Raw genomic sequence first — 24,873 nt, forward strand, 5'->3', positions numbered from 1 at the left:
CAGGATAGTGTACCAAAAAAGTTTACAAAACAAAACCTTTTACCGGATGGAACGCAAATAAACCGCCTTTTCAGGAAAAGGCGGTTTATTTCATACCCTATTATTTTATGAGCCAGGCTTATCCTGCCTGAACTTCCTCATTCTCCCGCTCCCAACGCACTGATGCGGCTGCGCCGAGCGCCACAATCGGATCAATGGCACGGATGCCCAGCCTGCGCTCCAGCTCCGGTGCGAAGTTCATCGTCACAAAACCCGTACAGGCCAGCACAATGGCCTCTGCACCCTTCTCCTGAAGCCGCAGCGCCGCTGCCATGGCCTCCTCCTTACCTTGCGGAGTGTTCAGGTCCAGCGTCGTACGTACACCCTCGGGGCGCTCTGTGCCGATATAAGACTCACCCAAGATACGGCGGATCAACGGGGGGGCCTCCTCCAAAATGGTCAACACACCGACACGACTGGCCGCTGTCAATGCCAGATGCGCCGCGCAGGAGCCTGCGCCGTATACAGGTACATTCACTGCCTGACGGGTTTCCTCTAGTGCCGGGTCAGCCGCGCAGCTAATGCCAATGGACGTGCAGCCCTGCTCGACGAGCTGTTGCGCTGCGACCACAATTTTAGGCACCGATTCCCGATCCGTTGCATCATCATAGATTCCCTGCGGCTGGTCAGGGATACACACACTGGTGACAGGCAGTCCGTAGCGCTGCTCGATAACTCGGCCGTGAAGGCCAATAGCTACTTCGTCTTGCATAGTAAGCACTCTGATAATTCCGAGCATGATGAATTCCTCCCCGTTTTTACAGCTCCTGCTGTTTCTTATTCACCTAGTCCGCCTAGCGCTCCAGCAGTTGCCCTGCTTTCATAATCAGGCGGTCATCCAGATACACATCCGGTCGCTGAACGACACCGTCAATATGTACACCCGCAGCGATGGTCCCACCAAAAGTATTATTGCTGCCAAAGGCCACATGAATCGTGCCGTACACCTTCTCATCTTCCAGTACGACACCTGTAATACGTGCTTTATCATTTGTTCCAATACCGAACTCGGCCAGCATTCTGCCGTCACCGTCGCCCAGTATTTCCAGCAGGGGCTGTCCGGCTTCCCCTTCTGCGGCTGCCAACCTGCCGTTTTCGACCGTCAGCAGTAGCGGCTCCTTCAAGGCACCGATTCCCGCAACAGAGCCGTCCACAACAATCTGGCCTTGCGCCGTCCCCTCAAGCGGAGCAATATACGCTTCACCGGAAGGAAGGTTGCCGGATTCGCCAGGGTTCAGATACATGCCCGTGCTGGGCACGCCGTTGCGACCCTCAATGCTAAAGCTCAGGCTGTAACCATCCTTTTCAATCCGCACCTGCTTGGCAGCCGTCAATAATGTGGTCACCTCTTCGGTCAACGCCTTGACCTTCGGATAATCAGCAGCAATCGCCCCGTTCATGAACATGTCGTCCGTCATGCCAGGCATCGTCGCCAGACGCGCTCCAGCCGCTGCGGCTTGCTTGCGGGCATGGGTATGCGTCAGCGAATACCGGGTGACACATACGACAACGTTGGAGCGGAGCATAGCTTCGGCAACAGGTGCCGGAGGCTCCTCCCCCGATTTGGAGCGTACCTTCATCGTCAAAATAGCAGCTTCAGCCCCCAGCACCTTGCCAGCTTCATAAATGGACTCGCCCAATTCCTTTTTATCATCGTCCGTTACGACCAGAAGCGTCTCTCCAGCGGTAAGTCCCAGACATTTTTGCAAAACATTTTTACTAATTTCAACACGTTGTTGGCTCATTTTTTTACCTCCTATTTTTATACGTATAAGCTGACCTCCAAATATTCACATAGGAATGGAGTAGGCGGAATGTTGCTGTACAAGCGATCGCGATCGCCTGAAAGCTTTCCGTAGGAAAGCTCGCATCGTAAGCCTAAGCTGCTCCCGGATTTCTACCGTAGTGCATTCATTCCGGAAATCCGGGGGCAACAGCGATGGGAAGCACCATCCGCCTGTGTAGTGACCATCATGTAAATTTTCAGTCAGCTTATATGCTTACACCATTTCCGATACCAGCTTGCCGATCAGGGCATTGGACAATACGACTGGAACCCCCGCGTAACGCGCCGCCAGTTCTCTGTGAACATCCGTATACCCCATACAATCCAGCACGATAAGATCAGCCTGATCCTTGAACTGCCCGGCAGCCTGGCGAAATTCCTCTTCACTGCTGCTGTAAGGCGAGGCCGCCGCAAACCCGGGATTCATTCCGTGAGGACTGAATTTGAGCTTGAGATTGTCCTTCTGCTCTTCCAGCGGACCAATCAGGCCGACCCGCCGTCCTCCGGACATCGCCTTAATCACAGGAGGAAGCACATGGTCCGGCTCGATCAAAAAGGCGGTTCGGGTATGCAATCCCGGAAATACGCCGGTACACAGCAATAAAATCGTACGAATGCCCTGTTCCTCCATGCGCGTAATTTTCTCCTGAAGCAGCGGCTGGATTTTTTCGCGTGATATAACTACCGACTCTCCAGTCATCAGGCGGGAGGTCAATACATATTCTCCCGGGGACGGAGAGAGATGCTCTTGTATATAAGCAAAAGAAAGACCGTCCAGCGCACCTGCCTGTACCAGTTCTGCACGTCCTTCCAAAGCCCGTTCCACAATTGGGGCTACATCTGTCCGGGGCGCTTGCCCAATCGTAATCATCCCAAGCTTATCCATCTTTAATCCCCTGCTTTCGTATCCATTTTATTTTACGCTCCTGACGACAAAGGGCAAGCCTGTGGCCTGCCCTGTTTAGCATCAGCCGTGGTTTTGCGCACTGCCTGCTGTCTGAAGTATCTTCATGGAGCCGTACAATTCGGTAATTTTGACAAATTCCTGCGGGTCATAAAATGCACAAGTGCCATTCGTAAATTCCTTGGCCGTTTCAATGGAAAAACGTACAGCAGCCGCGATATCAATCTCATGACTCGCTCCGGTGCCACATCCTGGTACAGCAGCCTGCGCTGTAATAGCCACACCGACTACAGGCGCATTCGTCGCTACAGCAGGCTGCAAAATCGAATTAATATGGTATAAGTCATTACCGTACGGCGTGATATCCTGCGTGGTTACTGGAAAAGTAACAGGCAGTTGTCCCGTAGTCTGTTCCATCAGGCGCAGCAGATCCTCACTGACTCGCAATATATAGCCTTCCTTCACCGTGGGTGAAATGGCGATTCCCTTATGGTTAATGACACGATTGCCCTTGGTTGTATCAATAGACAAAATAGCTTCCATCTCGGGAACAATCTCATGACGATTCATTTCCAAAATATCCACAGGGGAGTCCATAAAATCAACCGGCTCATGCGGACGGGTAGGTGCATCCGGGCAAATATGTGTAGTTACGATCACATCACCCTTCAGCTTGTCACCTTTGATCTGCATATCCGCCAGCTTAAGCCCGGCAGCCACCGCCGCAATAGCTCCATCCGCATCAGATACAAGACCAATCCGGGAAGGACGTGCGCCGATTCCGCCCAGGCGTCCGACAATGCCGAATGTCGGTGCTGTACCTCCCGAGCTTTTACCTTCTGTACCCGGAATAAGTACTTGTATAAAATCCGTGCTTCCCTTGGCTCCGATTACCTGTTTTACGGTTACCACAATATCCTCGTATCCGGCGAAAAGCTGCTTAACCCGCTCTCCGTTTACATAGGCGCTGTCCAGCGCTTCGAATACGGTTAATGTCTGTTGAAGTGCCATCTTTGCATTCCTCCCGAAATCATTTATAGATAGGACAGTATAGGCTTATGAATAATTTGCTCAATCGGTTGCAGCAGCTTGGTATTAAACATAGTTGTACTCAGCAGCAACTTTTCCTTTGGAACCGCAATGACAGCCAGTCGCTGTCCTTTCGTTACGGCGGCAGTGATTACAGGTCTGCCTGTATCCAGATCCAGTGTCATGATCAAATCTGGAAAAGTCGCCAGTCGCTCTCCGTCAAGCTCCAGGGACATGTACTCATTCCAGAAGGTCATTTCGTAGGCACGGCCGCTATCGGTAATACGAACCAATCCGGCATCAAAGCCCCCCGAAGTTTCAAGCTTGCATTCTGTTACTTCTCCTGAGACGATCACCTTGCCGCCCAGCTCAGCGACCACGGCTGCAATCGCTGCTTCGCCCTGATGAGCCAGCATCGCTTCTCCGACAGCAATTGCTCGGGAAATGGCTCCCGGCGCACCGTTGGCTCTCGCGTAAGCAGCCGTCACCGGATTCCGCGCAACCGCTACAAGTCCTCCAGCTTCTACCGAGGCTTTACGAATCAGCGATGCAGCATGGTCCAGAGAGCCTGAAATCCCTACCTCAATATAATGCTCTCCGCGTCCGCCCACCGCAGCCTGACGGCTAACGTAATCTGGCAGCTCGGTCAAATTCATGGAGCCCATTGTACCCGTCGGATGTGCCCGGCCATTACATGCAAAATCCACAACCGGAATACCACTCAAAGCCGACTGAAACCAGCCGTTAATCGTTGTCTCGCCGCCATTTTCATTCGTATGCAAAGCCCGGACACCCTTTCCTGTCATGGAGGACACCATTTCCAGCGCCTTCACATAATGAACAGGCTTCACATATTTATTCGGAGCAGCCGGGGCACCAACGACAGCCACGGTGACGAAGAGATCGTCATCTACGAAGCTTTCGACGGATACCAGCTTCGGCTGTCCCACTTCAAGAGCCAGCTTTCCGATCCGCAGACCTTCTTCAATCCAGCCTCCGCCTCCTCCGCCCAGAACAGCACCGCCATAAACGGCATATTCAACAATTCTCTCATCCAGCTTCAAAGCGTCCATCTGCATCATCTCACTTTTTTAGTTTAAATACGGAATTAAAGAAGTTGTACAGCGCATCCCCTGCGATGAAACCTGCGGCCAGAATCGTCATGGAAGAAACGACCTCTTTTTTTGCGAAACGGGTTACGAGGAAGCGAATTGCGATGCCGGCCAGAACAGCCCAACACGCGTTCGCTGTCGCAATCAATAGCCCTGTCGCGAACATAACACCCAGTTGGCGCTTGGAGCCACCTATGAGTTGGAGAATCGCTCCCGGTATCGCCCACAGCAAGAGCTGGCTTGCCACACCCGGTGTAGCTCCAGCCTGAATGGTGGATACATATACTTTATCAATCGGTGGCACCAGATTTTGCGCAAAATAACTCGGATAAGCCAGAGCTACAGTCACCAGTGCAACAGCGAAGGCGATCAGAGCCGTTATATACTGTTGCTTTCGACCTTCCCGTTCCAGTTCCTTATCCTTACCGTTGCCGCGCAGGATATAGCCTGTTTTCAAATCAAAGCCCATATCCGCAAAGGCAGGACCTGTAGCCGCGCTAAACCCGGCCAGCAATGCCAAAGCCACTGGCGGAAAACCGATCATCATACCGCCAAGCAAGGTAATGAAGGCGACCGCAAAGGCGGGGAACCACCCGGAATGCATGGCGGCAATGCCGACGATAATTTCATGCACGAACGCGGCAAAGGCTGCAAACACGATAAAGCCGATCAGCATGCCTACGGACATGTGCGTAACCAGTCCACCGATAATGGCGATCAGCAGGGAAATCGCCAGATACGCGATGAATCCGAGTCCAAGCGTACGACGAGCCTCTGCAATCGGACGGGTGTATTCTTCATCCTGCGAAGAGGCTTGCACGGGACTCCCATCCACGACAATGCTACTCGTGCCTGATGCTTCATTTGAAGCTTTATCCGAAAGCGCGGCGGTACTGTCCTTTTTCTTGCCGGAACGGCCGAATACAAGTACAGCAGCCTGAATCAGCGCCACAATGCCCGCCCCGATCATCACTCCATGGGCAATGTATAGCGCATTTACATCAATCTGAAATAGCGGCATGGAATACTGGCGAATCAATAAGCCGACACCAAACATGCCCAAGGCCCAAATGTTACCAATAAAAGCCACACCAAAGGCAGACATCGGAATACTGAGATAAGAGCCGACTACCCCGATCAGTGCGCCAACACCCAGCAATCCGGCACGCTTGCCGCCCTTGTCCCCGGCTCTGATGGATTCCGCTGTCGCAACACCTGGAGCCCAGGTACCCGAGGCGGGGAACAGCCTGGAATCAAAAATTTTGTACAGTATCGTTGCATCTGCGAACATAGCCAACGCCGCACCTAGCAGCATGGGTACGACCAAATCAGGGGTTCCCATGAGATATGGAATTCCAATCGGAATCAGCAGGCTATTGGCCGCCCCGAAGGTAGCCGAGGAAATCGCCGTCTGGACCAGATTTTGACGATGTACCGATTTATAACGTAAAAACCAGTTAAACGGGATACGTGCGATCAGCATCGCGATTAACGCTCCGATGATGGCCGTATTTGGGGTCACCCCCAGGCTGGTTACGATCTGCATTCCGATAATAGCTCCCAGAACACTTGTAGCCACAATGAGAATAAATGCAAAAGGCTCAAACGTTTTCGGGTGGTGTTTTTCTTTTTCGTTTTCCATATGACCCTCCTGTGGCTTAGACATGATGTGATGTATTTCTTCCTCTGTTGAGTAGGTTTAACTTATGTTACTGCAACTTTCCTTCCATAAACAATGTTCGTCCTGACCAAAACAAAGGCTTGTTTATTGTGCATACAGGATAAAAGCCGATATATATAGCGCTACCATTACATTTTATTCCTTTATCGTGTCAATAAATATAACATGAATATAGAAGGAAAGCGTATAGCCCTTTAAAACAGCACCTATTACCTCATCATGAATAGACTGATAACTAACAGAGGATCACCTTTTTCTATAATCACAAGTCAAGTGAGGTTCTTATGACGAAATCCTATACCAAAGCACAGATTCGCAAAATCACCAGTCGTTTCGGTCTGATCCCAGTAAAATCAAGCTTAGTCTCATCACTGTACCGAAAAAATGCAGTAATCCGGGTGAAAACGAAAAAGGGAACTTATGCATTAAAGCCCTTTAGCCGTACTAGGATGGTCCGCTCAAATACAATCCAACAGATGGAGCAGGCTGCAAGCATGATCAGGCTTTTGAAAAAGAGAAAGTATAGCTACATGCCCCGGTGGCTTCCAACACATTCCGGGAAGCTGTGGACTATACATCAAGGAACGCCATTTTATGTAAGTCAGTGGATTAAAGGACGAGGATTGGAGAATGCTGAAGATTTTGAAAAGCTTGGGTGGGCACTTGCCACACTTCACGCCTCGTCCACTGGCTTGTATCGGATTGGAAGGGGGAAATCCCCTACGTTTCAGCAATTGCGGATATGGAAAAACCAGGACCGTCTTTTTCAAAGAAAAATAACACAAATCAGCCGTCATAACAAAGAATACGGCAACTGGTACAACGCTCACGGCAAAGGCTGCAACCGTTTAGCTAAGCGGGCATGGAAGGATTTGCAGGACACATCCATTGTTAAGCTGCTTCAGAAGGAAAACCGTTCTCCCTCTTTAATACACAGCGACATCACGATCCCCAATGTCATTATTTCAGATGATGGTCAACTCAAAATCATTGATTGGGATCGAGTTAGGTTCGGCTCAGTCTATGTAGATCTGGCAAAGGCCCTTATGAATACGACCCAATTCAATCCTGAATTTGTGCAATCCCTGCTGAAGGGATACCAAAAACGCAAACCACTAAGCCGAACTGAACGAAAAATGGTTACAGCCTTGTATAAACTGCCACGCGAAGCGTGGCATGCCTCCCTACACCCGAATCGCTCAAGAAACCGCGAGATCCTGGACAATTGGGATCAATCATGGCCCCTTCGTTTACAAATCATTCATATTTTGCAGGAATGGGCGCATGCATAAAAGAAAGTGAGGATCAAAATGTCGATTTTATCGAACGTTGAGCAGATGTACGGAATCAAAATTCAACGTACTCGTCAAAAGAAGGACATACACAAGATTGAGACCGCCGGCATGACCTATTGTTTAAAGCCCTACAAATTCCCAGAAGATGAAATTCGTTTTATTACAGGTGTGTTGTCCTTCCTGGATGAGCGCGGGTTTACCCGTAGCCAAAAGGTCTATCCGACAGTGCAGCAAACCGCTTATATGACCCATGAAGGCATTTCGTATACATTAACCAATTGGGTTGATGGAGGAAGACCAAAATTCACAAAAAAAATAGATTTCAAAAAGGGAATTTCCACCTTAGCCAAATTTCACTCCAGTGCCGTAGGCTTTCCTGTCACCGAGGCTCCGGCAGCCAGAATACGTTACGAAGGCTTGGGTGATGAAATTGCTGGATACAAAAAGCGCCTCAGTCCCTACAAAGGCACAGCACATCTCGTGGCTCTCTGTGAGGAAGTGACGCATCGTTTACAGCAGCCCAAGGTTCGAGAAGCAATCGACTCGGAGCAAAAAGCCGGCGCATTTATACATGGCGACTACAATTATCCCAATCTGATTAAAGACAGACAGCTCAAGATTCATTTAATCGATTTTGAAAATTGCTCCCTGCACGTAAGAATGAAAGACTTGTCCCACCTTCTGCATCGAAATTGTCTTTGGAACGGGACCAAGATGCTGCGCGCGGTCGACTACTATCAACGATATCGTCCGTTAAGCGCCCATGATTTACATTTGCTTCACACACTTTTGATCTCTCCCTATCATGTGGTCCGCAACATCAGGATAGGCGGCATCCGTTCTGCCAAACGTGTTATTCCATCATTCGTCCAGTTAAACAAATATCGACGTGAACTTAGAGCGCTGCTATAATCTGTCGGCTTGGAATTAAACAGGAAAACAGACCTGGCGAAACGGTCTGTTTTTTTATGTTCTGACAACGATTTATGGGAAATCTACATGCCACTGAACTAAGTCCACTTGCTGATTGTACCGGTACAATCAAAAATTTATAGCATTGTTATCAATACGCCCCCCTTCTACAATGAGGCTAAGACCCAATAGATCATTTGTTCCGAAAAGAGAATTGGTGAAACTAACAACAGAGGTGACTCCACATGTACATTATGACAAAAGAAGAAATAAAGGCTTATCTAAACAGGATCGGAATTGAAGACATTCTGCCTCCTACTAAATCCTATTTATTTGAGCTGCATAAGGCCCATGTGAAACATCTTTCGTGGCAAACGGTGGACATTTTTGCAGGAAAGCCGGCAGCCATTGGTTTTCAAGAATCCGTTCAACTTATTTTACAGGGGAGAAGCGGTTATTGTTTTCATCTGAATGGTGCCTTCAGCGCACTACTACATTCACTAGGCTACAAGGTCCGCCTGCATCGTGCCGGGGTTCAGCCTTTAGGAACAGAGCCACGCATCAATTCATTTCATCTTGGGTTAACCGTGAACTTGCTAAATGAGCAGCACGAAGATGAAGTATGGATTGTTGATGTCGGTTTAGGCGATATGCCATATGAGCCTGTTCCACTCCGTATGGGCACTTATGAACAAGCACCTCTTCAATATAAGGTTACGGAGTCCGGGGTTGTTGCAAAAGGCTGGCGGTTAGAGCATGATTCGCTTGCTTCATTTGTCGGCGTTGATTATGACCCTACGGTTGTTCGGGATTTGGAAGAGTTTATGCCAAAACATCATTTCTATAGCCGCTCAGCGGATTCTCCATGGTTCAACCTGTTTCTGATTCGGCAAAGACAAGCATTAGAGACGAATGAACTAAGAGGTTGTATTTGGAAAAAAAACGGGCTGAACGGATTGGAAAAAATAGAGCTGGATCATAAATCGCAGTGGCTGGAAGTGTTGGCAGATGTATTTGGTGAGCCGCTTGTTAACTATAGTCCCCAGGAACGGGACGAGTTATGGAAAAGAGTATTTGCGGCTCATACTGAATGGAAGAAATCAATCATTTCCTAATAAAGCATTACGCTCTTCCTCGGTTGCGTTGATTGGACCGCCACGGAGGGGGAGCGTTATTTTCCTCAAAAAGCTCTCCCCGGGATACAACTCATTCTATCCTTTCACACCTACATCATTTCGCTGGAATGATGAAGCGCTTCCAATTCCTTCACCATATTTTCGATCAGCTTTGTGAAGGAAGCCAATTCCTCGGAACTAGAAGCCTGTTGTCGGGCGCTGGCTGTGGTAGCAGCCGTTTCGGATTGCACACTTTTCAGCATATGGGCAATATCCAGTACCTTGCACTGAATTTGCTCCTGCGCCTGCTTGGAATTGGATGCCAGCTTGCGTACTTCCTGCGCCACAATCTGAAACCCGCGTCCTGCTTCCTGCGCATGTGCTGCTTCAATCGCCGCATTCAGCCCCAGCAAATGCGTCTGATCCGACAGCTCGCGAATCGTGCCGCTCATCTGCTCAATATGCTTGATCTCATCGCCCAACTGCTGTACCAATTCTTCCGTATGTTCCTGCGAAGAGACCGTTGTACGTGCACTATCTGCAATGTTATCTGTATTTTCACGTAATTCAGCAATCATACCAGTCAAATTTTGAGCAATTCGGGACACAACGGTTAATACTTGTGTCTGTTCATCGGCCAGTTCGTTAATTTGCTCCTTTTCCTTCTTCTGATAGGCTTCCAGCACAAGCTGGGAGTCCAGATTGAACATTTTGGAAAGAGCGTGAACAATCGGATACCAATCGTCGATCCCCGAATGCTTCAAAATATCTACTGCAATGTCCAAATAAGTTATGTATGTGCCCAAATAATAGTCAGAGGACAAACCAATGCGTGAATGCACCTGCCCTACAAAAAGACGGTGCTCAATAAACGGCTCATCTATTTTTCCATCTGCCAGAGAAAGCCAATATTCTCGTTGTGTTTGCTTTAATCGTTCAATATTGGACCATTTGGAGATAATCGACATGAGGTGCGGGACCTTTTCCACATGATCATAAAACCGATCCACCACCTCAGCCACAATAGACTGGAACAAACCCTGATGGAGATGCAATAAAGCCAAGTCCTCATCCGTAATACCAATATATTGAATCTGTTTTAATCTACTTTCCGCTACATCAATCATAAGTTCCTCCAAATAAATAGTTTACATCAAATTAACATTACCATATTTATCGGCGTATTTTTGGAAAATGTTATAAATTCATTGGATTCATTGTGATTTTTTACATATCTATGATGGACAAGCACCTGAAATGACTCCCTCATGATAAAAAAAGAACCCGACAGCAAGCACTGGAAACTTACTGTGCATGCTACCGGATTACTCCACCCTCTTGCTTTTGCTTATCTTAAGCTTACCGAATTTTATCGATTTAACAGACTGCCTACATATCGAAGCAGGTCGTTGGCACTGGCACCTGTATAGCCGTGTTCCTCAATCAACCGCTTAATCACCTCATTCATTCGTTTGAGCTGATTAGCATCGGGTGTTTTGGTCGAGGTCGTAATTTTCACAATATCCTTCAAATCAGCGAACAGCTTTTTCTCAATCGCTTCTCTCAGCCGATCATGATGATGATATTCGAACTTGCGTCCCTTGCGTGAGTAAGCGGAAATCCGGATAAGAATTTCTTCGCGGAACGCCTTTTTCGCATTTTCCGATACCCCAATCTGCTCTTCGATCGAACGCATCAGCCGCTCATCCGGGTCGAGTTCTTCATCCGTAAGCGGGTCGCGGATTTTTACCCAATTGCAGAAGGCTTCGATATTATCCAAATAGTTGTCGAACAGCGTCTTGGCTGATTCCTCGAACGAGTACACAAAGGCTTTCTGGACTTCTTTTTTCGCCAGGTCGTCATACTCCTTACGGGCCACGGAAATGAAATTCAGATAGCGCTCCCTTTCTTCCTTCGTAATAGAAGCATGCTGATCCAGACCATCCTTGATAGCTCGTAAAATGTCCAGTGCATTGATGGATTCTACATTTTGCTTAATGAGCGCACTGGAAATGCGATTGATGACGTACCTTGGATCTACCCCGGACATGCCTTCCTCCAGAAACTCATTTTGCATTTCCTTCAGATCGGCTGTCTTGTAGCCTTCCACCTCTTCGCCATCATACATGCGCATCTTTTTGACCAGATCCATGCCCTGCTTCTTCGTCTCCTTCAGGCGGGTAAGCACGGAGAAAATAGCAGCCGTCCGCAGCGCATGAGGGGCGATGTGAATATGCTTCATGTCACTTTGTTCAATGAGCTTGGCGTAAATCTTTTCTTCTTCCGAGACTTTAAGGTTGTAAGGAATCGGCATCACGATCATCCGTGATTGCAGAGCCTCGTTCTTTTTGTTTGCGATAAAGCTTTTATACTCCGATTCATTGGTATGAGCAACGATCAATTCATCTGCACTAATTAACGCAAAACGTCCCGCTTTAAAATTACCCTCCTGAGTCAGAGACAGCAAATTCCACAAAAACTTCTCATCGCATTTCAGCATCTCCTGAAACTCCATCAGTCCACGGTTGGCTTTGTTCAGTTCTCCGTCAAAACGATACGCGCGTGGATCGGATTCCGACCCATACTCCGTAATCGTAGAAAAGTCGATACTGCCCGTCAAATCGGCAATATCCTGTGACTTCGGATCCGAAGGACTGAACGTACCGATGCCGATCCGATTTTCTTCCGATATAAACACCCGCTCCACGCGGACCTTTTCAATATCTCCATCAAATTCTGTGCGCAATCTCATCTGGCAGGCTGGGCACAGATTGCCTTCAATCCGCACCCCCAGCTCCTTCTCAAAATCCGGACGCAGCTCATGAGGAATGAGATGAAGCGGATCTTCGTGCATGGGGCAGCCTTCAATGGCGTATACCGCTCCCTGATCCGTCCTCGAAAATTTCTCCAGACCGCGTTTGAGCAAGGTGACCAGCGTGGATTTACCTCCACTGACGGGTCCCATCAAAAGTAGAATACGCTTGCGCACATCGAGCCGACGGGCTGAGGAATGGAAGTATTCCTCCACCAGCTTTTCAAGCGCCCGGTCCAGTCCAAAAATCTCCTGCTCGAAAAATTTATATCGCTTATGTCCCCCAACCTCTTCTACACCAAAAGATTCAATCATCTTGTAAACCCGTGCATGAGCGGTCATCGCCGGCGTCGGGTCTTTCTTGAGTATCTCTATATACTCTCTAAAAGTGCCGCTCCAGGCCAGACGGTTGTTTTCCGCCCGGTACTCCGCAACGCGTTCAAAAATATTCATGCTCGGTTCCTCCTATGACTGCGTAATGACTATCCTCCACTCCGGATGGTTAATGGCTACACTCGTCCACGCCTTTCAGGATATGATGCAATCCTCTTAAAAAAAGTGTAATACATACCTATGCAGATTGATTTCAGAATTGACCTTTTTTTTGCGACAGATTCCCCTGCTTTTTCGAAAAACAGAGAGATACACTGTGCTAAAATATACAACAACGACGCGGACCTGACGCATTATGGTACAATATAAACTCGGAATAATGGGATAAAGGAGCGGGAGAAGCATGGCGGTTCGGCATGAGACGGAGTTGTACGCTCCGATCAAAGCCTTTTTTGAGAGCTCGGGATACGAAATCAAGGGAGAAGTGCGTAACTGCGATTTGGTGGGTATAAAGCCAGAACAGCAGGAGCCACTGATTGTGGAGATTAAAAAGACGTTCAATCTGGCGCTGGTGCTGCAAGGCATACAGCGTCTGAAGCTAAGCAGCAATGTGTATGTGGCGGTGGAACGAAACCGTGCGAAAAAAGGGGCTGTCAATCAGCGCTGGAACGAGCTGGTCGGACTGTGCCGCCAGTTGGGGCTGGGCTTGCTCACCGTCACCCATTACAAGACCAAGCCGCCGCTCGTAGAGGTACTTTGCAAGCCTGCGAGTACGAACGGTGGTGACCGCAAAACGGCGGTAGCCCGCCCCGGCTCGCGCAAGGAAAGGCTGCTGCGGGAGTTTCACGCACGCAGCGGCGACCACAACACTGGCGGCAGTACCCGACGCAAGCTGGTCACGGCCTACCGGGAAAAAGCGCTGCGCGTGGCCGCAGCCTTGCAGGGCCTGGGGGAAGCTGCCCCGGCGCAGCTCGCCCGCACAGCAGCCGTCAGCGGGGCAGCAGCCGTGCTCCAGCGCAACTACTACGGCTGGTTCGAACGCGTAGCCCGTGGCCGCTACAGGCTAACCTCGTTTGGCGAAGCCGCCCTGAGCGAGTATGCGGCGGTACTGCAAGAGCAAGTCATCGAAACGGCCGCCGGCAAGGCCGTAGAGCCAAATGATGGCAGCGGACAACGCCTGATCGCGGAAGCACCAACCGCATACTCTGCCGCTGCGAATGCGGAGGATCTCTGAATATCCTGCCGCTTACTTCAGGCGCTCCGAATGCAGACGATCACTGAAAAGCCTACAGCTTACTTCTGACGCCACGACTGCCGGAAGCTATGCCACAGCAAGTAGATCGTTCGGCCCCTGCTAGCTTCGCGCAGTGAATTCACTGATCGTCTCACCAATCAAGTTCATGCCCATGAGTAGCTGCTCGCGGCCCGGATGACTGAAGTTCAGGCGAATATGGGACGCGCCTTCGCTGCCAACCGCACACAACTCCCCTGGCATAAAGGCTACACCTTTGGGTAGAGCCGCCTTTAGCAGCAGTGCGCTGTCCAGCCCATCGGGCAACCGAACCCACACATACATGCCGCCGGACGGAATGTGGTACGACACATCTTTCCAAAACGGGCGCTTGAGCAGCTCCAGAATTAATTGCAGACGCGTCGAGTACTCTTTGTTCAGCATGGCTAAATGCTCGTGCCATTGAAAACGCGAGCTGGTCAGTAACTGGAACAGGAGCCGCTGGTTCATCGTACTGGACTGCATATCGGCCAACTGCTTCAAAGCATACATACCTTCGATCAACGGGGCGGGGCCTGCCGCCCATCCGGTTCTCAGCGCGGGCGCAACCGTTTTGTTGAATGAACCGATATATAGCACCTGGCCGCCCTGCCCCGCATGATCCAGCGCAAATAGCGAAGGATAGGCTTCTGCAAATTTCCGGCTTTGCCCATGCGGGCTCTTGTCGCCGGATTCATTTTTTTGTTTAAAATGAAGCTCTCCATAAGAATCGTCCTCCACGATCAGCACCTGATGACGCCTGCACAGCTCCAAAATCTCCTGACGCCTTGCCGCGCTCCATAAGGAGCCGGTCGGGTTCGTAAACGTAGGTGTAGCAAAAAAAAGCTTGGGATGATGGTGAACGATTAAAGCTTCAAGCTGATCGGGAAGCACACCTTCTCCATCAGATTCTACGGGAACGATCTGCGCTCCCTGCATCGACAGCACTTGCAGACATCCGGGCGACGTCGGATTTTCGACCAACACCGGGTCGCGTTCATCCACCATCAGCCTTACAATTAGGTCAATGGCCTGCTGACTGCCTGTTGTCAGGAGGATTTGTCCCGGTGGTACTCTAACTCCTTTGCGCTGTTCCCACTCTCCTGCAAGCCACGCCCGCAAAGGAAAATAGCCCTCCGGTTCACCATACTGGAGGGCGTCAGGGCCGGAGCCAAACACATCATGAGCCGCTTCTTCCAGCAGCTTCACCGGAAAAAGCTCTTGTGCAGGCAATTCTTCAGCCAAAGATATAAAGGAGTGTCTTCTCGCATTTTCCCGGATATGACGCACTGGAGAAGCCAACATTGCAGCCGTTCGTGAAGCAAAGGAATATTGCATGAACATCCTCCTTCTGCTGAAAAATAGGTCACGGCTTCCGGGCTGGCGCGTCAGGCATATAGCTGCTTGGTCTGACGCGCATACAGGGCATAACGTTCAATCGCCTGCGCCCGGCTGGACACGCCCAATTTCGCATAAATTTTACGTAAATAATTATCAATAGAACGCCGACTGACTTCGATCTCAGTAGCAATTTTGTCATATGTAATTCCTTGTACAATACGTTCCATAATAAAAACTTCAGTTTGTGTCAATTCGTCAAAAGGCTCAGAAGCCATTAGCGGCATAAAAGGCCAGTTCCCACGACGAATCCAGTCCATCGGTAACGAAGCAAATCCTTCGCGCAAACCGTTGATCAGATGGATCAACTGGCTTGGTGACGCCTGTTTGGATAACATTCCATTCGCTCCCAGCGAAATCAGCTGTTGGAAGAGCGTAATATTATCCTCATCCGTCATAATAACAATATGGCTGTCTGGAGACAAGGCCCGTATTTGTGTTAGAAACGGTTCCGCCGTTCCCTCAGGCAACCTGTAATCCATTAAAATGATTTCCGGCCGAATGGAGCAAGCCAATTCCAGACCTTCCGTTCCGGAGGAGGACATCCCTCTGACAAGCAAATCCTGCTGGTCTTCCAAAATAAGTTTTGTACCCAGCATGCTTGTAGGATGGATGTCTATGATGACCACCTGCCATACTTTTCTCATGTCTAAACCTCCTGATTTCACAAAAAAATACATAAAAATACATAGTTGGCGAAAATGAATCTATATTTTGGGGTTGCATATGTAGAAATTGCGCAAATGTGAACGTATAAGAAGCGAAAACCGTTTAAGGAAATTGTATCCTAGGACTTCCTTCCGATGCAATCTCTTTTTCCAAATAATTTTATGCATCTATTTCGTTTTTGCGAAATAAATAGGCCCATGATAGAATTGGAACTGCAAAATAAAGACTGGAAATTTGATTTTACACGGGAGTTGAAAATCGCATGCAAGCTTCACCTGAACACCCTCCTGCCGAATCCCGGCGAGGCACTTCAAGAAAGGGGATGCCCGTAAAGGCTTTTCTGCTATTTTGGTTCCTACTTATTATACTAGGTGCTCTCGCAACCTATCTGTACAGCAATCATTTGAAGCAGGAAATGCTGAACGAAATGCAAACCCATACGGACCAGCAGATTCAAGCGCTCAAAACCGACTATGAAAAACAGTTGGCCGCGCTTTCCAAGGAAGTAAGCGGATTAGAGGGCAAAGTTCAGTCCTTCAATGAGTTGCTGACCTTTACCAAGGATAATGCAAACAATAAAACCGACAACAGCAATAAGCTTTACACCCAATTAAACGAAGTTAAGCAGCAGCTTAATACCCTTCAGAAAAAAATGGACCTGCTGAAATGAATATGGATACAAAACAGGTAAATCGTTTCTTCATGTTGGCCCTTGCTCCTTTTATCGGTTTGTTGGGGTGTGTTTTGTTAATTCATCCCACATTTAGCTTTTCCGGATCTACTGTCCCGAGTCTGCAAAAAGCCGAGGTCGTTCTACAAACGCAGTCCGTAGGCAACCAGCTTGATGAAGCCAAACAAACGGCAACATACACCTTGTCCACCATTCGCCGAACATCGGAGCTGTACAAGCAAACGACCCAAACGATGAATCAGCTTGTTCAAACGGCCTCTACCCAATCCAAGCGTCCCGAAAAAATCTATGATCGACGCATCACCGCCAAGCTCGGGGTTCCCTATGAGCGGGTAGACAGCAACCGGATTACTATTGAATTGTTTAAGGTGAACCCGGGGATTTATCGTGGCTATGCCATGAAGGTCAAGCTTAAAGATCCTGCCGCTATGAAAATGTCTCTGGGGAGCGACAAACTGGGCGGCTCCGAAACGACCATGCGTGCTGTCCTGAGACATGGAGCTGTCGCTGGCATTAATGCAGGCGGCTTTGCGGATGGAGACGGCAAACGCTATCCATTAAGCACTACCGTCATGAACGGCCATTACCTGACCGGCTTTCAGTCCAGCTTTAAGGATTTGTCCTTTGTCGGATTGAGCAACACCGGCAAGCTTATCGGCGGCAAGTTTTACAGTCAAGGCGCTCTGGACAGCCTGAAGCCTGTCTTTGGAGCTACCTTCGTTCCCGTTCTGCTGCAAAGAGGCCAAAAGATGCCTATTCCAGACAAGTGGAAGGTATCGCCTAAACGGGCGCCACGTACAGCCATCGGCAACTATAAAGATAACCAACTGCTCATTATTGTCGTAGACGGCTACAATGAAAGCGGAGGTTCAGGCGCAACGTTGGAAGAACTACAAGGGAAAATGTACAATCTCGGCATTCAGGATGCTTATAATCTGGACGGGGGCGGCTCCTCCTCACTCATCCTGAACGGTAGGGTCGTGAACAAGCCGTCGGATGGAAATCTCCGTCCAGTCCCTACTCATTTTTTGTTCTATAAATAGAAGCTTATCGTTTACAGGCATGTAAACTACTTTTGCTTCCTCATACTCTATAAGAAAAAAAGCATCACGAACGAATGTCGTGATGCTTTTGCCCCATTTTAGGAGTACTGTGTCATTTCCGTCAAACATTGAGCACAAATATAACGGTCTTTAAAATTGTTCACTTGCTCAACTGATCCGCAGAATACACATTTCGGACGATAACGCTCCAAAATAATATGGTCGCCCTGAACCAAAATTTCGACAGGGTCTCCCTCATTCATTTGATATCTTTTGCGTAGTGACTTGGGCAAGACTATTCTCCCCAGCTGATCAACTTTACGCACCACACCGGCAGGTTTCATCGTGATCGTACACCTCTCCTATTCATTATACTTGCAATTTCTTCCCTGCGAAAAACTAGGTACAAAGACACTATTCTTTATGTAGTATTCGCTGTCTTTTTGTCGAATCCTGCTGATCACAGGAAATTTTATTACATTTTTTCATAAAATCATGAACCATATCAAAGTATGGTACAGAATGTCTGTAATATTTTTATCGACCGGAAAGTCCAATATCATTAGCTTTCTCTGAGGATTTTACAAATTAATGATTATAAACTTATTTTCAAACGTTACGTCAGGTTCATCTTAACAACAGAGACGTGAGGCTTGATTAGCAACTAAGGTCCTGGTTCTTTATTCGTAGTTATGCTTGCTCACTTGATATTATTCATGATAAACCCGGAAAATCCATTTGCCGCAACGCTTCATATACGATAATCGCAGCGGAATTCGACAAATTCAGCGATCTTACTTTATCTGACATAGGCATCTTGATGCATGTATCCGGATTAGCCGCCAGAAGCTCGGGAGGCAGCCCTTTCGTTTCTTTGCCAAATACCAGAAAGTCTCCATCCTGAAATGCAATATCACTATAACGCTGATTTGCTTTCGTGGTGGCATAAAAAAAGCGACCTTCCTGGTACTTCTCCTGCACCTCAGCAAAAGATTCATGGTATTCAATGTGGACCGCATACCAGTAATCAAGTCCAGCCCGTTTTAACGTGGCATCGTCGGTACGGAAGCCCAGCGGCTTTACCAGATGCAGATGTGTTCCGGTAGCAGCACACGTTCTGGCAATATTCCCTGTGTTAGCCGGGATTTCCGGCTCAACAAGCACAATATGTAATGGCATCACGTTTCGTTCCCTTCATGTTTGAACTGAAAAAATTTACACATTCTATTATTTTAACAAAATCGGCGGGATATGAACATCAAATGAGAAAAATTATCGCTCCTCACCACTAAAAGCCTTCCCCTATACACATTCAGGGAAGGCTTTACTTTGGTTTTTTCGATTTCCAACATTTGTGTATCGAAATATATGTCCGTTACAATCAGCTATGACGCTGCTTAAAGCTATCCATAAACTCGGCCAACGCTTGACAGTTCTCCAGCGGAACAGCATTGTAGATCGAAGCGCGAAGGCCTCCTACACTGCGATGTCCCTTCAGACCGACGAAACCAGCCTGCTCGGATTCCTTAATAAATTGCTTTTCCAAGTCCTCATTTGCGAGGCGGAAGGTCACATTCATAATGGAACGGTCAGCGACGTCTACACAACCACGGTAGAAGCCTTCGCTGCTGTCAATACGGTCGTAGAGCAAAGCAGCTTTCTGCTGGTTGATGCGTTCAATACCTTCCAGGCCGCCTTCTTCCTGAATCCATTTCAGTACCTCATTCACCATGTATATAGCAAAGGATGGAGGTGTGTTGTAGAGAGAATTATTTTTTTGGTAAGTGCTATAACGCAGCATCGTAGGAACGTTGTCCGGTGAAGATGTTAACAGTTCTTCACGGGCGATCACGACTGTTACGCCGGAGGGTCCCAGATTTTTTTGTGCTCCAGCATAGATCAGTCCGAATTGAGTAGCATCAAACGGCTTGCAGAAAATATCACTGGACATGTCCACAATCAACGGCACAGAACCGGTATCCGGGAATTGCTTGAACTGTGTACCTTCAATCGTCTCGTTGGACGTAATATGCACATAAGCAGTATTGTCAGGCAAGTCCAAAGAATCCACATTCGGAAGACGCATATACTTCTCATCAGCGGAAGACGCAGCAATATGAGCCTTGCCCACAAGCTTGGCTTCTTTATAAGCCTTGTCCGACCAGCTACCTGTCATGATATAGCTTCCTGTCTGTCCTTCACCCAAGAAATTTAAGGGCAGCATAGCAAATTGCGTACTAGCACCACCTTGAAGAAATAACACCTTGTAGCCTTCTGGATTGCCTAGCAGAGATAACAGACGTTCCTGCGCTTCATTATGAACAGATTCATACACAGCTCCACGGTGAGACATTTCCATAATGGACATACCTGTTCCCTGAAAATCTACGAATTCAGCTTGTACACGTTCCAGCACTTTGAGCGGCAATGCCGCTGGTCCTGCATTAAAATTATAGGCTCTCTTACTCAACAAATTCCCATCCCTTCTCTACTCTGGTGCGGATATTATCGCTATGATAGCAGTATTCATAAGAGCGTTCAAGACTTGTTAAAAAATGTTTTCGATTTCATTTATGATGTGACAAAGATGTGAATGTAAGTATATTTAACATCTTAACCTTGTGGTATTTAATTTAATGTTAAAAGGTCCCCGGCTTAAAAACCGGAGACCTATCTTGAACATTAACCGTTACCAGAGGCTAATGGTTAATGTTCAAGGCAGCTACGCTGCTTGTTTTGTTAGCTAGTGTTTGTTATTCAAGGCAGCTACACCGCTCATTTATTAACTGCTATTAGCAGTCAAAATAAAGGCTGTATTCGTGCGGATGAACACGGATGTTAACCGATTTAGCTTCAGAACGCTTGAGCTCTACATAGTTATCAATAAAGTCCTTCGTAAATACGTCGCCTTCTGTCAAGAACTCGTAGTCAGCTTCCAGAGCGTCCAAAGCCTCATCCAGCGAAGCAGGAACACTGCGGATTTTACCAATTTCAGCGTCAGACAGCTCATAGATGTTCGTATCAAGTGGACCATATCCCAATTCGATCGGGTTCAGTTTGCGCTTGATGCCATCCAGACCCGCCATCAGCATTGCAGAGAAGGCCAGGTAAGGGTTAGCTGTAGAGTCTGGTGTACGGAACTCGATCCGACAGCCTTTAGGCGTAACAGCCGCTACTGGAATACGGACAGCTGCAGAACGGTTACCTTTGGAGAATACCAGGTTAACTGGAGCTTCATAGCCTGGAACGAGACGCTTGAACGAGTTCGTGCTTGGGTTCGTCAAAGCGATCAGCGCTGGTGCATGGTACAGGATACCGCCAATGTAATGAAGGGCCAGTTCGCTCAGGTTAGCGTAAGCACCTTTTTCGTAGAACAAAGGAGTGTCTCCATCGAAAATGGATTGGTGAACGTGCATACCGCTTCCGTTGTCTCCAAAGAGTGGTTTTGGCATGAATGTAGCTACTTTACCGTATTGACGAGCTGTGTTGTGTACAATGTATTTATAAACAAGCAGATTATCAGCTGTTTTCTTGAGTGTATCAAAACGGAAGTTAATTTCCGCCTGACCTGCCGTAGCAACCTCATGGTGATGGCGCTCAATTCTCAGACCTGCTTCTTCAAGCAAACGGCACATTTCACTACGGATGTCTTGTTGGGTGTCTACTGGCGCTACAGGCACATATCCGCCCTTCACTCCCACTTTAAAGCCCAGATTTCCGCCCTCTTCCTTGCGATTCGTGTTCCAAGCAGCTTCTTCGGAATCCACGAAAAAGGAGGAGCTGTTCATACTGGTCTCATAGCGCACCTCGTCAAAGATGAAAAATTCAGATTCAGGTGCAAAGTTAACTTTCGTACCTACACCAGCAGTTTTCAGGAATTCTTCTGCTTTTCTTGCAATGCCGCGAGGATCGCGGTCGTATTTTTCGCCGTCTGGCGTAGCAATATCACACAGAATATTCAGTGTAGGATGCTGAGTGAAAGGGTCGATGAAAACCGCTTCCGGATCGGGCAGCATAACCATGTCGGATTCCTCGATGCCACGATAGCCGGGAATGGAAGAACCGTCGAAAGCAACACCGTTAACAAATGTTTCTTCATCTACTTCGGAAGCTGGCAACGAAATATGGTGAGCACGGCCGGACAAATCTACAAAGCGAAAATCTACCCACTCAATATTATTTTCCTGAATTGTTTTCAATACATTCTCAACGGACATGTCTTCTTCCTCCCAATTTTCCGAACATTAAGTCTTATACAACCCTGAAATGTTCATGATCGAATGTTTTTTTCTGTCGTCATTATAAATCTCAAACATGACACGGGTCAATAGCTATGTAAGGTATTTTTTAAACTAATGTTAGCTATGCTTACGCTCTTGATAACATTTGAATAGCACAAAAAGCCCGAAACACCGGGCTTTTGGGGCAATTTTAATCGAATTACTGCGTTGCGGCAAAACTTTTATGCATTAATGTTAAGTATTGGTTTTAAGAAATGGTACTAGGCGTATGAAATGTTTTTCCTACAGCTGGAGCCAGTAATTCCAAATCTTTCAGCAAATCTGAAAATTGATCTGGGAACAAGGATTGTACACCATCGCCCGTCATCGAATTGTCGGGATCTGTGTGCATTTCAATAATTAGTCCATCTGCTCCTGCAGCTACCGAAGCCTTCGTCATAGGAACAACCAGCTCACGACGCCCTGTGCCATGGCTCGGGTCCGAAATAACCGGCAAATGGCTCAGTTGTTGCAGAACAGGAATAGCTGACAAGTCGAGCGTATTTCTGGTGTAAGTTTCAAATGTACGGATTCCGCGCTCACACAGCATAACATTCGGGTTACCGCCCGCTAAAATATACTCGGCAGCATTCAGGAACTCATCGTAAGTCGAACTGAAACCACGCTTGAGCAGCACTGGCTTGCCGCAGGTTCCCAGCTTGCGCAATAGATCAAAGTTTTGCATGTTACGCGTACCTACTTGTAAAATATCCGCATACTCTGCACAGATATCCACGTATTCGGGTGTCATAACCTCTGTAATGGTCAGGAGGTCATGCTTTTTGCCCGCCTCGGCCATCATGATCAAACCTTCTACACCCGTTCCCTGGAAGCTGTAAGGACCCGTACGCGGCTTAAAAGCACCTCCACGGAGAACTTGCGCGCCCGCAGCTTTAACCAATGCAGCAATTTCGTCGATCTGCGCAGCAGACTCAACAGCACATGGTCCACCCATAATCACAAGCTCGCCTCCGCCGATATTCACACCTTTGATAGAGATAACAGTATTTTCGGGATGAAAATCACGGCTCGCCAATTTGTAGGACTTCGATATTTTGACTACATTCTCTACACCCTTCATTTGGCGCAGGTGTTCAGCCAGCTTGGGCTCTACACTGCCGATCAGCCCGATAATCGTACGATCCGATCCATGGGAAACGTGAGCCTGCAAACCTTCTTTTTCAATAACTGCAACAATAGCCTGGATATGTTCTTCAGGTGTTTGGACACCAGCAATAACGATCATATTTTTCTTCCTCTCTATAAAACATATTTTATGGATCAATTAAAGATGATATTATGACACTTAAACGCTTGTTCGCTTTTAAGCTTTTATTCGTTAAAGTAAATATACCTGTTTTGCCTGTACTCGTCAAGACTTAATTATCCTGAATATTGGTCTGCATTTTCGCTCCTTATGATGCTGATTTAATCCGGCGGGCTACCTTCCAATCCGTAAAAAAAGCCGCCGTTCAGGATTTCCTCCCGAACAGCAGCCATCATCTGTTACATGTTATTTCGTCGTTTTTGACTTTTCACGCACAGGAGGCAGCAGCTTCTTCATATCAATCGTCCGCTGAATCTCCCATGTATCCGGGTTAGCCGGATCATACTGCTCCAGGTACAAAATAACCTCTTTCGTAATCAGCGTAGGCGTGGAAGCTCCTGAAGTCACTGCTACCTTGTGAACGCCCTCCAGCCATTCCCGCTTCAGCTCCGTCACATCGGAAATACGATAAGCTGTTGTACCTGCAATTTCCTCGGACACCTGAGCCAATCGGTTTGAATTGTTGCTGCGCGGATCACCAACGACAATCACCAGATCCGCCTGCCCGGCCTGTTCCGCCACCGCTTCCTGACGCACTTGCGTGGCCAGACAGATTTCATTGTGTATCTCGGCACCGGGGAACTTCTCCAGTAGCTTTTTCATAATGTGCTTGATATCCCACTGACTCATGGTCGTCTGATTCGTGATCAGGATTTTGCCCGCAGACAATGTAAGGCTGTCGATCTCCTCTTCCTTCTCGATCAGATGAACATGGTCGGGAGCAATGCCAATGGCCCCCTCCGGCTCGGGATGATTCTTTTTGCCGATATAAATAATCTGATATCCCTCGGCAGACTTCTCCCGAATCAGATCATGAGTCTTCGTCACGTCCGGGCAAGTTGCATCAACCGTAGTCAGCCCCTTATCACGAGCCAGCTTGCGAACCTCAGGGGATACACCATGGGCGGTGAAAATAACGGTACCACTCTCCACCTGGCTTAAAATCTCCATGCGGTTAGGGCCGTCCAGTGTAATAATTCCTTCATCCTCGAAGGAATTTGTGACATGACTATTATGCACAATCATGCCTAGTATATAAATAGGCCGAGGTAAGTCCAAGTTTCTGGCCGCCTGACGAGCCAATACCATGGCATCGACTACGCCGTAGCAGTAACCCCGGGGCGAAATTCTGAGCACTTCCAAAAATAGCACCCGCTTTCTTCGACACAGTAGACAG

22 protein-coding genes are annotated in these 24,873 nt (G+C 48.0%); 6 read left to right on the forward strand and 16 right to left on the reverse strand.

Going from position 1 to position 24,873, the window contains the following annotated elements:
• Positions 1–118: 118 nt before the first annotated feature.
• From ACWXW9_RS14030 to ACWXW9_RS14055, 6 genes are all read right to left on the reverse strand, one after another.
• Entirely contained in the window at positions 119–778 is a 660-nt protein-coding gene (locus tag ACWXW9_RS14030) for an aspartate/glutamate racemase family protein (RefSeq protein ID WP_494929899.1), read from the reverse strand.
• A gap of 55 nt (positions 779–833) precedes the next feature.
• Entirely contained in the window at positions 834–1,784 is a 951-nt protein-coding gene (locus tag ACWXW9_RS14035; RefSeq protein ID WP_494929900.1) for an aminopeptidase, read from the reverse strand.
• 255 nt (positions 1,785–2,039) lie between these two features.
• Positions 2,040–2,711, reverse strand: coding sequence for an AroM family protein (locus ACWXW9_RS14040; protein WP_494929901.1), 672 nt, complete (start codon positions 2,709–2,711; stop codon positions 2,040–2,042).
• A gap of 81 nt (positions 2,712–2,792) precedes the next feature.
• Positions 2,793–3,740, reverse strand: coding sequence for a DUF1177 domain-containing protein (locus ACWXW9_RS14045; protein ID WP_494929902.1), 948 nt, complete (start codon positions 3,738–3,740; stop codon positions 2,793–2,795).
• Between the two features lie 23 nt (positions 3,741–3,763).
• The gene (locus ACWXW9_RS14050) at positions 3,764–4,831 is read right to left on the reverse strand and encodes an S-methyl thiohydantoin desulfurase family protein (protein ID WP_494929903.1); all 1,068 of its coding nucleotides are present in this window, start codon (positions 4,829–4,831) and stop codon (positions 3,764–3,766) included.
• Positions 4,832–4,841: 10 nt separating this feature from the next.
• Positions 4,842–6,512 (reverse strand): OPT/YSL family transporter, encoded by a 1,671-nt coding sequence (locus ACWXW9_RS14055; RefSeq protein ID WP_494929905.1) that lies wholly within the window; start codon positions 6,510–6,512, stop codon positions 4,842–4,844.
• A gap of 323 nt (positions 6,513–6,835) precedes the next feature.
• Here ACWXW9_RS14055 and ACWXW9_RS14060 point away from each other — a divergent pair, with 323 nt between their 5' ends.
• From ACWXW9_RS14060 to ACWXW9_RS14070, 3 genes are all read left to right on the forward strand, one after another.
• Positions 6,836–7,843 carry a phosphotransferase gene (locus ACWXW9_RS14060; RefSeq protein WP_494929906.1) on the forward strand — a complete coding sequence of 336 codons (1,008 nt, stop codon included), beginning with the start codon at positions 6,836–6,838 and terminating at the stop codon, positions 7,841–7,843.
• 18 nt (positions 7,844–7,861) lie between these two features.
• Positions 7,862–8,758, forward strand: a complete 897-nt coding sequence (locus tag ACWXW9_RS14065) for a phosphotransferase (RefSeq protein ID WP_494929907.1) — start codon at positions 7,862–7,864, stop codon at positions 8,756–8,758.
• A gap of 245 nt (positions 8,759–9,003) precedes the next feature.
• Positions 9,004–9,873 (forward strand): arylamine N-acetyltransferase family protein, encoded by an 870-nt coding sequence (locus ACWXW9_RS14070; protein WP_494929908.1) that lies wholly within the window; start codon positions 9,004–9,006, stop codon positions 9,871–9,873.
• 110 nt (positions 9,874–9,983) lie between these two features.
• Here ACWXW9_RS14070 and ACWXW9_RS14075 read toward each other — a convergent pair whose 3' ends face one another.
• Together ACWXW9_RS14075 and ACWXW9_RS14080 are read right to left on the reverse strand one after the other, a co-directional pair.
• Positions 9,984–11,000, reverse strand: coding sequence for a protoglobin domain-containing protein (locus tag ACWXW9_RS14075; RefSeq protein ID WP_494929909.1), 1,017 nt, complete (start codon positions 10,998–11,000; stop codon positions 9,984–9,986).
• Positions 11,001–11,242: 242 nt separating this feature from the next.
• Positions 11,243–13,138: a PrkA family serine protein kinase gene (locus ACWXW9_RS14080; protein WP_494929910.1), complete on the reverse strand. Its 1,896-nt coding sequence runs from the start codon at positions 13,136–13,138 to the stop codon at positions 11,243–11,245.
• A gap of 283 nt (positions 13,139–13,421) precedes the next feature.
• Here ACWXW9_RS14080 and ACWXW9_RS14085 point away from each other — a divergent pair, with 283 nt between their 5' ends.
• Entirely contained in the window at positions 13,422–14,252 is an 831-nt protein-coding gene (locus ACWXW9_RS14085; RefSeq protein ID WP_494929911.1) for a DUF2161 domain-containing phosphodiesterase, read from the forward strand.
• Positions 14,253–14,372: 120 nt separating this feature from the next.
• Here ACWXW9_RS14085 and ACWXW9_RS14090 read toward each other — a convergent pair whose 3' ends face one another.
• Together ACWXW9_RS14090 and ACWXW9_RS14095 are read right to left on the reverse strand one after the other, a co-directional pair.
• On the reverse strand, positions 14,373–15,626 hold the full coding sequence (locus ACWXW9_RS14090) for an aminotransferase-like domain-containing protein (protein ID WP_494929912.1): 1,254 nt from the start codon (positions 15,624–15,626) through the stop codon (positions 14,373–14,375).
• 50 nt (positions 15,627–15,676) lie between these two features.
• Positions 15,677–16,333, reverse strand: coding sequence for a response regulator (locus ACWXW9_RS14095; protein ID WP_494929913.1), 657 nt, complete (start codon positions 16,331–16,333; stop codon positions 15,677–15,679).
• Between the two features lie 284 nt (positions 16,334–16,617).
• Between ACWXW9_RS14095 and ACWXW9_RS14100 the strand changes: the two genes are divergently transcribed.
• Together ACWXW9_RS14100 and ACWXW9_RS14105 are read left to right on the forward strand one after the other, a co-directional pair.
• A complete protein-coding gene (locus tag ACWXW9_RS14100; RefSeq protein ID WP_025682872.1) occupies positions 16,618–17,025 on the forward strand; it encodes a hypothetical protein in 408 nt (135 codons plus the stop codon).
• Positions 17,022–18,089: a phosphodiester glycosidase family protein gene (locus tag ACWXW9_RS14105; RefSeq protein ID WP_494929914.1), complete on the forward strand. Its 1,068-nt coding sequence runs from the start codon at positions 17,022–17,024 to the stop codon at positions 18,087–18,089. Before ACWXW9_RS14100 ends, ACWXW9_RS14105 begins: the two co-directional genes overlap by 4 nt.
• Before the next feature lie 98 nt (positions 18,090–18,187).
• Here the strand turns inward: ACWXW9_RS14105 and ACWXW9_RS14110 are convergent, their stop codons facing one another.
• From ACWXW9_RS14110 to ACWXW9_RS14135, 6 genes are all read right to left on the reverse strand, one after another.
• Positions 18,188–18,433, reverse strand: coding sequence for an AbrB/MazE/SpoVT family DNA-binding domain-containing protein (locus tag ACWXW9_RS14110; protein ID WP_014280616.1), 246 nt, complete (start codon positions 18,431–18,433; stop codon positions 18,188–18,190).
• Between the two features lie 370 nt (positions 18,434–18,803).
• The gene (gene trmL, locus ACWXW9_RS14115; RefSeq protein WP_103048232.1) at positions 18,804–19,268 is read right to left on the reverse strand and encodes a tRNA (uridine(34)/cytosine(34)/5-carboxymethylaminomethyluridine(34)-2'-O)-methyltransferase TrmL; all 465 of its coding nucleotides are present in this window, start codon (positions 19,266–19,268) and stop codon (positions 18,804–18,806) included.
• 202 nt (positions 19,269–19,470) lie between these two features.
• Entirely contained in the window at positions 19,471–20,562 is a 1,092-nt protein-coding gene (gene serC / locus ACWXW9_RS14120) for a 3-phosphoserine/phosphohydroxythreonine transaminase (protein WP_494929915.1), read from the reverse strand.
• A 319-nt stretch (positions 20,563–20,881) separates the two neighbouring features.
• Positions 20,882–22,306: a type I glutamate--ammonia ligase gene (glnA, locus tag ACWXW9_RS14125; RefSeq protein ID WP_134910540.1), complete on the reverse strand. Its 1,425-nt coding sequence runs from the start codon at positions 22,304–22,306 to the stop codon at positions 20,882–20,884.
• A 271-nt stretch (positions 22,307–22,577) separates the two neighbouring features.
• Complete coding sequence (gene aroF, locus ACWXW9_RS14130) at positions 22,578–23,615, reverse strand: 3-deoxy-7-phosphoheptulonate synthase (protein ID WP_025682268.1); 1,038 nt, start codon at positions 23,613–23,615, stop codon at positions 22,578–22,580.
• Between the two features lie 267 nt (positions 23,616–23,882).
• Positions 23,883–24,839, reverse strand: coding sequence for a 4-hydroxy-3-methylbut-2-enyl diphosphate reductase (locus tag ACWXW9_RS14135; RefSeq protein ID WP_044647438.1), 957 nt, complete (start codon positions 24,837–24,839; stop codon positions 23,883–23,885).
• Between the last annotated feature and the right edge of the window lie 34 nt (positions 24,840–24,873).

This window comes from Paenibacillus sp. LT-B23 (genome assembly GCF_059417685.1).